The organism is Oleiphilus sp. HI0086, from assembly GCF_001635225.1.
Map to the genome: position 1 here is coordinate 1 of NZ_LWFZ01000860.1, position 695 is coordinate 695.

Genomic DNA, 695 nt, shown 5'->3' on the forward strand with positions numbered 1-695 from the left:
CTGGAAGTTGCTTATTTCGATCAGCTTCGAGGTGGACTGGATTTTACTAAAACAGTTTTTGATAATGTTGCCGATGGCCATGACTTTGTTGAAATGGATGGCAAGTCCCGTCACGTAATGAGTTATCTCAATGACTTTCTATTTACAGCAGAGCGTGCTCGCTCACCTATCACCGCCTTGTCCGGTGGTGAAACGAATCGCTTATTGTTAGCGCGTTTATTTGCCAAACCGGCAAACGTTATTGTAATGGATGAGCCAACCAACGACCTTGATGTTGATACCTTGGAATTGTTGGAAGAGCGTTTGGCTCAGTTTCAGGGAACACTGCTTATTACCAGTCATGACCGGGACTTTATAGATCAGGTCGTCACGAGCACCTTAGTATTCGAAGGTGAGGGGAAAATTGGCGAGTATGTTGGTGGGTATAATGACTGGGTCAGACAAACCGGTGGTCGTTTACCAACAGAGGGGCAGTATACAAACGATAAGGACAATGCCGCTAAACCGCTTGAAAAAGAACTTGTTCCAACAAGCAGTTCCACCGAGAAACAAAGTCCTGCTGTCTCGCAGAATAAACCAAAAAAATTGAGTTATAAATTAAAGCTCGAGTTGGAACAGTTGCCTGCGAAAATAGAGAAAATGGAGTCGAGGATTGAAGAGCTTCAGGCTCTTATTGTGTCGCCTGAGTTTTATCA

Annotated in this window: 1 protein-coding gene; it reads left to right on the forward strand. The window is 44.2% G+C overall.

Annotation, left to right across the window (positions count from 1 at the left end):
* The coding region (locus tag A3756_RS15495) for an ATP-binding cassette domain-containing protein (RefSeq protein ID WP_156490514.1) at positions 1-695 on the forward strand (695 nt) is incomplete at both ends.